The 8784-nt window shown below is 63.3% G+C and carries 11 protein-coding genes; 1 reads left to right on the forward strand and 10 read right to left on the reverse strand.

Going from position 1 to position 8784, the window contains the following annotated elements; all coding sequences use genetic code 11:
- The 6 genes from EOA86_RS11795 to EOA86_RS11820 all read right to left on the reverse strand — a co-directional run.
- A partial coding sequence (locus EOA86_RS11795; protein WP_128341791.1) for a Do family serine endopeptidase occupies positions 1 to 1293 on the reverse strand: 1293 nt, incomplete at its 3' end.
- Positions 1294 to 1435: 142 nt separating this feature from the next.
- On the reverse strand, positions 1436 to 1624 hold the full coding sequence (locus tag EOA86_RS11800) for a DUF2065 domain-containing protein (RefSeq protein ID WP_029351362.1): 189 nt from the start codon (positions 1622 to 1624) through the stop codon (positions 1436 to 1438).
- A gap of 6 nt (positions 1625 to 1630) precedes the next feature.
- On the reverse strand, positions 1631 to 2605 hold the full coding sequence (locus tag EOA86_RS11805; RefSeq protein ID WP_128341793.1) for a protease modulator HflC: 975 nt from the start codon (positions 2603 to 2605) through the stop codon (positions 1631 to 1633).
- Positions 2605 to 3708 carry an FtsH protease activity modulator HflK gene (hflK, locus tag EOA86_RS11810; RefSeq protein WP_065010271.1) on the reverse strand — a complete coding sequence of 368 codons (1104 nt, stop codon included), beginning with the start codon at positions 3706 to 3708 and terminating at the stop codon, positions 2605 to 2607. The genes EOA86_RS11805 and hflK overlap by 1 nt, the downstream gene beginning before the upstream one ends.
- A 142-nt stretch (positions 3709 to 3850) precedes the next feature.
- Entirely contained in the window at positions 3851 to 4369 is a 519-nt protein-coding gene (locus EOA86_RS11815; protein ID WP_128341795.1) for a dihydrofolate reductase, read from the reverse strand.
- Entirely contained in the window at positions 4369 to 5382 is a 1014-nt protein-coding gene (locus tag EOA86_RS11820; protein ID WP_128341797.1) for a DUF4424 domain-containing protein, read from the reverse strand. The genes EOA86_RS11815 and EOA86_RS11820 overlap by 1 nt, the downstream gene beginning before the upstream one ends.
- Positions 5383 to 5511: 129 nt before the next feature.
- On the opposite strand from EOA86_RS11820, the gene cobF reads away from it, so the two are divergent.
- Positions 5512 to 6285 (forward strand): precorrin-6A synthase (deacetylating), encoded by a 774-nt coding sequence (cobF, locus tag EOA86_RS11825; RefSeq protein ID WP_128341799.1) that lies wholly within the window; start codon positions 5512 to 5514, stop codon positions 6283 to 6285.
- Positions 6286 to 6315: 30 nt separating this feature from the next.
- Here the strand turns inward: cobF and EOA86_RS11830 are convergent, their stop codons facing one another.
- The 4 genes from EOA86_RS11830 to EOA86_RS11845 form a co-directional block, all read right to left on the reverse strand.
- Complete coding sequence (locus EOA86_RS11830; RefSeq protein WP_127211717.1) at positions 6316 to 6657, reverse strand: winged helix-turn-helix domain-containing protein; 342 nt, start codon at positions 6655 to 6657, stop codon at positions 6316 to 6318.
- A gap of 89 nt (positions 6658 to 6746) precedes the next feature.
- A complete protein-coding gene (gene modC, locus EOA86_RS11835; RefSeq protein WP_128341800.1) occupies positions 6747 to 7859 on the reverse strand; it encodes a molybdenum ABC transporter ATP-binding protein in 1113 nt (370 codons plus the stop codon).
- Positions 7856 to 8560, reverse strand: coding sequence for a molybdate ABC transporter permease subunit (gene modB, locus EOA86_RS11840; RefSeq protein ID WP_128341802.1), 705 nt, complete (start codon positions 8558 to 8560; stop codon positions 7856 to 7858). The genes modC and modB overlap by 4 nt, the downstream gene beginning before the upstream one ends.
- A 14-nt stretch (positions 8561 to 8574) precedes the next feature.
- Positions 8575 to 8784: substrate-binding domain-containing protein (locus EOA86_RS11845; protein ID WP_164891693.1), on the reverse strand; the 210-nt coding region annotated here is incomplete at its 5' end.

Raw genomic sequence — 8784 nt, forward strand, 5'->3', positions numbered from 1 at the left:
GACTTCGGCGGCGATGCCGAATTTCGTCCGCGTCTCGTCATTGAGCTCGCCAACGGTCATGCCGAGCACGGAAGCCGTCGAAACGGCGGGCGCCTCGTCGCCATTATCCTTGTCGGCGGTGCCATTCTCGCCGCTGGCAAGCTTTTCGCCATCTTCGAGCCGGCCGAGCGTCACCTTCACGGTCTGCTCGACACCCTTGCGCACGATGACCACGTCGACAGCCTTGCCGACCGTGCTTTCCGCGACGACGCGCGGCAGGTCGCGCATTTCATTGACGTCCCTGCCGTCGAACTTGATGATGACGTCGCCCGCCAGGATGGTGCCGTTGTCGACAGGCCCGCCCTTGATGACGCCGGCGACCAGGGCGCCCTTAGCGGTGGCCATGCCGAGGCTTTCGGCAATGTCGTCCGTCACCGGCTGGATGCGCACGCCGAGCCAGCCCCGCCGCGTCTCGCCGAACTGGCGGAGTTGGTCGACGACGCCCAACGCAAGCTGCGAGGGAATGGAAAAGCCGATGCCGATCGAGCCGCCGGACGGCGAGATGATCGCCGTGTTGATGCCGATCACCTCGCCGTCGCTGTTGAACAGCGGTCCGCCGGAGTTGCCTCGGTTGATCGCGGCATCGGTCTGGATGAAGTCGTCATAGGGACCGGAATTGATGTCGCGGTTGCGGGCCGAGACGATACCAACCGTCACGGTGCCGCCGAGGCCGAACGGATTGCCGATCGCCATCACCCAGTCCCCGACACGCATCTTGCTGGAATCGCCGAATTTCACCGCCGTCAGTTTGTGCCCTTTCGGATCGACCTTCAGCACCGCCACGTCGGTCTTGGTGTCGGTGCCGACCAGCGTCGCCTTTAGCGTCACGCCGTCGGAGAAATTCACCTCGATGTCGTCGGCATCGGCGATCACGTGATTATTCGTCACCACGATGCCCTGCTCGGCGTCGACCACGAAGCCGGAGCCCAGCGACTGCACCTTTTGCGAGGGGTTGCCCTGTTCGCCGGGGCGGTTCTTGAAGAAATCGTCGAAGAAATCCTGGAAGGGCGAGCCCTCCGGAAGCTGCGGCATCGGCACCGCGCCCGGGCCTTCCGTGCCCTTCACCCTCTGCGAGGTCGATATGTTGACCACGGCGCCGAGCAGGCCCTGCGCGAGATCGGCGACCGAAGCCGGGCCGTCGGCGGCGGCCGCAGGCGTCACCAGCGACGGGACGGTAGCGGCGCCGATAAGAAGTGCTGCAGCACCCGCGGTGAACGTCCGGCTCGCCGCGCGCAAAAACCTGTTGGATGTCATCGAGAAGTCTCCCGGTGTCTCTGAGAAGAAAAGCGCTCGCCGAAAACGCTGCGTCGAACCATGTTGGCAAGAAATACGGCACGTTTGCGGCTATGGCTATCGGCGGAGGATAAAACCTCCGTTATCCCGAAATCATAGACTGTCATCCACCTCGCACCAGCCAGACGATGCCGACGCCAACGGCGATGGCAATCAGCCCGGCGACCCGCAGCGCATTCTCCGGCATCGACAGAACTTCGCCGGCAAGTTTCTTGGCGAGGCCGGGAAAGCCGCCATAGACCAGGCCCTCTACCACGAGAACCAAGCCTATTGCCGCCAGAAAATCCTGCACCGGCCGTTACTGGCCGATGCCTGGCTGCGCTGCCGGTGCAGCAGGTGCTGCGGGCGACGCTGCCGGCGCAGCAGGTGCTGCGGGCGACGCTGCCGGCGCAGCCGCGCCGGCGGGGTTGCGGAAGAAACGGAAGAATTCCGAATTCGGCGACAGCACCATCGTCGTCCCGGTATTGTCCAGCGCCGTGCCGTAGGCATTCATCGACCGGTAAAAGTCGAAGAAGGCTGGATCGCGCTGGTAGGCATTCGCGAAGGTGGCGCTGCGTTGAGCTTCGCCTTCACCGCGCAGGATTTCAGACTCTCTCCGTGCCTCGGCGACGATCTCCACCACTTCGCGGTCGGCGCGCGCCCTGATGCGCTGCGCCGCCTCGTTGCCGCGCGCCCTCAGCCGCTCGGCTTCGGCCAGACGCTCAGCCTTCATGCGGTCATATGTCTGTTGCGAGACTTCCGCCGTCAAATCGGTTCGGCGAATGCGGACATCCTCGATTTGCAGGCCGAGCGACGTGGCGTCGGGCCTCAGCTGGTCGCGCACTTCACGCATCATCACGGCTCGCTCCTCCGAGAGCGCCGCCTCGAAGTCGCGCAAACCGTAAACCCGACGCAAGGCGGCGTCGAGACGCGTTCTCAACCGTGCCTCGGCCAGTTCGATCTGGCCGGATACCGCGGAGCGGAACACGCGCGGATCGGAGATCCGATAAGCGATGAAGGCGTCGACCTCATAGAACTTGCCGCCTGAAACCTGGACGCGGATGTTGTCGAGGTCGAAGCGCAGCACCCTGTTTTCGATCAACTGCACGCTGTCGGCGTCGAAGAAGGCGAACGGCGCCTTGAAATAGATGCCCGGCTGGCTCTTGACGTCTACGATTTCGCCGAACCTGAGCACCAGCGCCTGCTGGCGCGCATTGACAACAAAGACCGATGAATAGAGCAGGAACAGGATAACCGCGGCGATGACGGCGATGATGGGAAGACGGTTGGCCATCACTGGGTTCCTCCGAGGACCGGCGCCGGCGCCTTCTGCTGCAATGCCGGCAGCGGCAGATAGGGAACGACCCCTGGTCCGCTGCCTTGCTCGATAATGACCTTGCTGGAATCCTTCAGAACCCTCTCCATCGTTTCCAGATAAAGCCGCTGGCGCGTCACATCCGGCGCCTTGGCGTATTCGTCGTAGACCGAGATGAAGCGCTGCGCCTCGCCTTCGGCCTCCTGCACGACCCGGTTCTTATAGCCGGCCGCCTCCTCGCGGATCTGTGCGGCCTCGCCGCGCGCCTGGCCGAGCTTTTGGTTGGAATACTGGTTGGCCTGCTCGACGAACTTGTCCTCGTCCTGTTCGGCGCGCTGCACCTCGTCGAAGGCGTCGGCCACTTCGCGCGGCGGCGCAGCATCCTCGATCGAGATCGCGTTGACGTTCAGGCCGGCCCTATAGCCGTCAAGCGTCGTCTGGATGATTTCGCGCACGGACGCCGCAATGCCCTCGCGATCGTCGCGGAAGATGTCCTGCGCCGGCCGCCGGCCGACCGCTTCGCGCATGGCGCTTTCGGCGACCTGCCGCAGCATGCCGTCGGGATCGGACACGTCGAACAGATAGGCCCTCGGATCGGAGACCTGATAGGCCACAGAGAACTGGACGTTGACGATGTTCTGATCGCCAGAAAGCATCAGGCCTGAACCGTTGCCGGTGGCCGTGCCGCCGCCGATGTTGACGAGTTGTTCGGCGATGTTGGCCGTCTCGACCGTCTCGATGGGCCACCAATGGAAATGCAGGCCTGGCTGCGAGAACTCCGCCTTTGGCACGCCGAATCTGAGTTCGACCGCAACCTCATCGGGCTGCACGGTATAGACCGCCTTGAACGCCCACAGCACGACAAGCGCCGCCGCGATCAGCCCGAATACGGCAGGGCTGGCGCCACCGCCACCCGGCAAAGCACGCCGCAACCTGTCCTGGCCGCGTCGGATGATATCTTCGAGATCGGGAGGCGAGCCCTGCGGACCGCTAGGCCCCTTTGGTCCCTGCCCCCAGGGTCCTGGATTGTTGCCGCCGCCCCATGGGCCGCCGCCTCCGCCGCTTTTGTCATTCCAGGGCATGAATGTCCTTTCGCTCCCTCACGCGCCGGCCTGACGACGCAAAATCCAATGTTGTTCTTCTATAGGGATGCGAGGGCATGCTTTCAACGCGATCGGTGGTCGTCACCGTCCGTTTTGGACCGTCGCGACCCTTTAATGTCTCTCAATGCACGTCGCGGCGTCGCTCGTAAACCGAATAGCGTGTCGCATGACTATCCTTTTCACCGGCCGGAACGTTCTCCGATCGAACAATGCGCCACAAATCCGGGTCGATCGGCGGGAAATGCACGTCGCCGTCGACCGCGGCAAGGACATGGGTGACATGCAAGCGGTCGGCCAGCGGCAGCGCCTGGGTATAGATCTCGCCGCCGCCGATGATGCAGATTTCGTCGGCGCCGGCCATGCAGCGCCCGCGCACCTTCGCCAGGCTGATCGCCTCGTCGAGCGAATGCACGATTTCGACGCCCTCGGCGCGCCAGGCCTTGGCGCGGGTCACCACGATACTTAGCCTGCCCGGCAGAGGCCGGCCGATGCCTTCATAGGTCTTGCGACCCATGATGATAGGTTTGCCCATCGTGTCGGCCTTGAACCGCTTGAGATCGCTGGAAAGCCGCCACGGCAAACCACCATCGCGCCCGATCACGCCGTTTTCGGCGATGGCGACATAGATCGCGACGTCCATCAGCCGCCGCTCCCGCCATCGTCCGAAGGCACCAGCAGCAATATGTCGATATCGTGCTCAGGGTAGAAATTTTCTGCCGTCATCTCGAAACGCGTCGGCCCGACTTTCCTGACGTTTTCGCCACAGAACGAGACCAGGTTCTTTGGATCGCCCTTGTCAACGGTCAGTTTGAACTTGCCGATGGCGCCCGTCGCCCAGTTACCGCCCGTGGTCAGGATATAGGCGATGCGGTTCTCGAAATATTTCGGATTGCCGTCGGGATTTTTCTTCGCTGCCTTGCGGATCGCGTTCTCGAACGTGCCGTCCATGCAGTATCGGGTCTTGTAGGCGGCGTATTGGCCCTGGAACTGGCCATCGTAGAAGAAGCTGACCGAAGACGTGCCGCCGACGCTCGGTTTGTAGCGGTGGGCGACGTGGACTGCCTTATTGACTGGAAAGGTCGAGCGCCACCAGTAGGTCGAGCGCAATTGCCAGAACGGCACATAGACGGTCTTCATGCCCGAACCGTCGTCGGCGGTGTCCTCGATGATGATGCCGCGATCGACCCAGTCGTCGGCAACCGCCTGCGGCAGCTTTGCCAAAGCCGCCCTGGCCGCATCGCCGAACGGGTAGAGCGGCACGTTTTGCGCCTTCAAATCGGCACTGATGTCGATGCCGAGCGCAAATGCCTTCTGCTCGAGCTGCGGCTTTGCCGCCACGCCGTCGAACGTCACCTCGAAGCCGAGGAAATTGTCGCTCTGCCCGTCGGGGATCGCCGGCATCTCGTTCGGATCGCCTTCGATGTCGGGCATCGGAAAAGCAACGATCGCGTCGACATCCTTCTCGGTGTTGTTGCGGAAGACATAATCGACCGTCACCTTTTCTGGCGAGATGTAGAGGTCCTCACTCTCCATGGCGACCGCGTCGCTGCGCGACAGGATCAGGCCGCCCGTTCCCAATTCGGCAATCGAATCATTGGCGAATACGGGCGTGGCCGAGAGCGCCAGCGCTGCGGTCAGAACATAACGGAACATGGAAGCTCCCTTGGCGAGATGCCGGTATGACTCTAGCCGTTTCAATGTGGAGTTTCAAAGCCCTTCCGCGCTTGCGCACATGCCATGGCTCTCTGGACACCGACGTTCCGATCGGGCAGGAGTTCGCCCATGCGCAAGCTTCTCGTCATCGGCATCGGCGCCGGCAATCCCGACCACATGACCGTGCAGGCCATCGGCGGCTTGAACCGCGCCGACGTACTGTTCATTCCCGACAAGGGCGAGAAGAAGAAAGACCTCGCAGAACTGCGCCGCCAGATCTGCGACCGATTCGTCACCAATCCAAACTCACGTCGCGTCGAATTCGACGTGCCGGTGCGGGCCGAGCCAGCGCCCTCCTATCGCTCGACCGTCGATGACTGGCACGAGGCGATCGCCGCGATCTATGAAAGCCTGATCCGCGACGAGCTGTCGCAAGATGGCTGCGGCGCCTTCCTGATCTGGGGCGATCCCTCGCTCTTCGACAGCGCGCTGCGCATACTGGAGCGTGTGCGCATGAGAGGCAATGTCGGGTTCGAGCTCGAGGTGATCCCCGGCATCACTGCCGTCCAGGCGCTCGCCGCCAGCCACAAGATGGCACTGAACCGCATCGGCGACGCGGTTCAGATCACCACCGGGCGCCGGCTTACCGAAGAAGGTTTGCCCGACAATGCCGGCAGCACCGTCGTCATGCTGGACGGCAAATGCGCCTTCGACTCTCTGGATGACAAGGATCTCCTCATCCACTGGGGCGCCTATCTCGGCACGCCCGACGAGATCCTCATTTCCGGCCGCCTTGGCGACGTCGGCGCCGAGATCGTAAAGACCCGCGACGAGGCCCGCCGGAAAAAAGGCTGGATCATGGACACTTATCTGCTGCGCAAGCCCGGCGAGCCGGAGGAATAGGCTCGGCCGGTACAGAATCCATCATCGACCTCACCCGGCATCGATCTCCGCCTGTAGTGCCTCCATATGCGCCGCCGCCGCGGAAGCCGCAGCCCGTTCGATGGCGCGAAAGCGGCTGACAACCGCAAGCCCCACCGGCGTCAACTGGGCGCCGCCGCCCTTTTTCCCTCCGGTCTGCGCCGCGACCAGCGGCTTACCGAACACCCGGTTCATGTCCTCGACCAGATCCCAAGCGTGTTTGTAGGACATTTCCATGCCGCGCGCCGCCGCCGAGATCGATCCGAAGGCGGCGATCTGCTCGAGAAGCTCGATCTTGCCCGGTCCGATGCGACCGCCCGGATCGAGGTTTATACGCAAGCTCAGCGACGGCATTTGCTCCTCCGCAGTCACGCCACGTCCATCCTAGAAGCTCTCAAGCGATACCGCTATTCCAAAATGATATAGCGACAATCACCCGTCTGTCATCCATCCGCCTCGACAGGCAGGCCGGCGCTCGTGTTCGCCTGGTCGAAGCTTACCGTCTTGACCACCGCGTAGGCTTTTCGACCGAGCCGAAGTTTCAGCGTCTGTCGCGATTGCTCGGTGATCCGGGCAAGCACGGTTGCGCCGTTGCAGTCTATGCCGATCTCGACCGTAGGCCCCTCGCCCGGCTCTATCGCCACGATCGTGCCCGGCAGAATGTTGAGCGCGCTGAGACCCGTCGGCTGTTCGATGGCGATCATCACATCGCGGGCACGGATGCGGATGCGCACCGGCGCACCCACCGGCACTGCCAGAAGCGGCACGCGGATGTCGCCCGCCGCCGAGCCAAGCACGGTCATGCCAAAGACTTCGTCGTGGCGCAGCACCGCAGTATCCAGCATCGCGCCGCCCTCGCCGCGCTCTTCTGCCGGCAACAGGTCGAGCCGCTGCATGATCGCTCCGGTCGGGCCGCAAGCGGCGACTTTGCCTTGCGCCAGCACAACGACGTCGCTTGCCAGCCGCGCCACTTCCGGGATCGAATGGCTGACATAGACGATCGGGATTTTCGTCTCGTCGCGCAGCCGCTCGATGTAAGGCAGGATTTCTGCCTTCCGGGCGTCGTCGAGCGAAGCCAGCGGCTCGTCCATCAGCAACAACCTTGGACTAGCGAGCAGCGCCCGGCCGATTGCCACGCGCTGTTTCTCGCCGCCGGAAAGCTTCGCCGGCCGCCGGTCGAGCAAAGGACCGATGCCGAGCAGGTCGACAACGGCAGTCATATCCGCATAGCGTTCCGCCGCCGGCGTGAACCAGCGGCCGTAACGTAGATTGCTGGCCACGCTCATATGCGGAAACAGCCGCGCATCCTGGAACACCATGCCGATGCGGCGCTTGTGCTTCGGCACGAACAGGCCCGCATCCGTATCGACCAGCACGCGGCCGTCGGCCTCGATCCGCCCCTTCTCGGGCCGGATTAATCCGGCAATCATGTTGATCAGCGTCGTCTTACCGGAGCCCGAGGGCCCGAACAGCGCGGTCAGCCGCCCGGCGCTTCCGAAGCGGACGTCAAGCCCCAAATCGCCAAGCCGATGGGTGATATCGAGCGCGACCGTCATTCGATATCCATCCGCTTGCCGACGCGCCGCGCCAGAATCTCCGACGCGACAAGTGCTGCCATCGAAATGACGATCGAGATCAGCGTCAGCCTGAGCGCGCCGGCATCGCCGCCCGGCACCTGCGTGAACGTGTAGATCGCCGACGGCAGTGTCTGCGTCTCGTTTGGGATATTGGAAACGAAGGTGATCGTTGCGCCGAATTCGCCCATCGCCTTGGCGAAAGACAAGATGGCGCCGGTGATCAGGCCGGGCAGGATCAGCGGCAGCGTGATCGTCCCGAACACCCACAGCGGATTGGCGCCAAGCGTTCCGGCCGCCGCCTCGATTCTGCGGTCGACCGCCTCGATCGACAGCCGGATCGCCCGCACCATCAATGGAAAGCCCATGACGGCGCAGGCCAGTGCGGCACCTGTCCAGCGAAAAGAAAAAACGATGCCGAAATGCTCGGCCAGAAACGCCCCGGCCGGGCCGCGCCTGCCGAAGGAGAGCAGCAGCAGATAACCGACAACCACCGGCGGCAGGATCAACGGCAGATGCACCAGCCCGTTGAGCAGCGTCTTGCCCCAGAATTGTCCACGGGCGAGCACAAGCGCGATCAATATGCCGGGTGGCAGGCTGGCGATCATCGCCACTGTCGCCACCTTGATCGACAGCCGGACCGCATTCCATTCGTCGGGAGTGAGATCCAGCAGCCAGTTCATCTTTTTGGCGTGCCTCAGTTGCTCGGCGTAAGGACCGTAAAACCTTGCGCCTTGAAGATCTCGCCTGTCTTGGCGGATTGCAGGCATTGCAAAAATGCCGGCGCATCCTTGTCCGTCGAATCCGCCATCTGGGCAACCGGGTAGACGATCGGCGGGTGCGAATCCTCCGGGAGGGTGCCGATCACCTTGACGCCGGGCTCGGCGTGCGCGTCGGTGGCGTAGAC

It is taken from the genome of Mesorhizobium sp. M5C.F.Ca.IN.020.32.2.1, from assembly GCF_004023105.1.
GTDB lineage: Bacteria > Pseudomonadota > Alphaproteobacteria > Rhizobiales > Rhizobiaceae > Mesorhizobium > Mesorhizobium wenxiniae.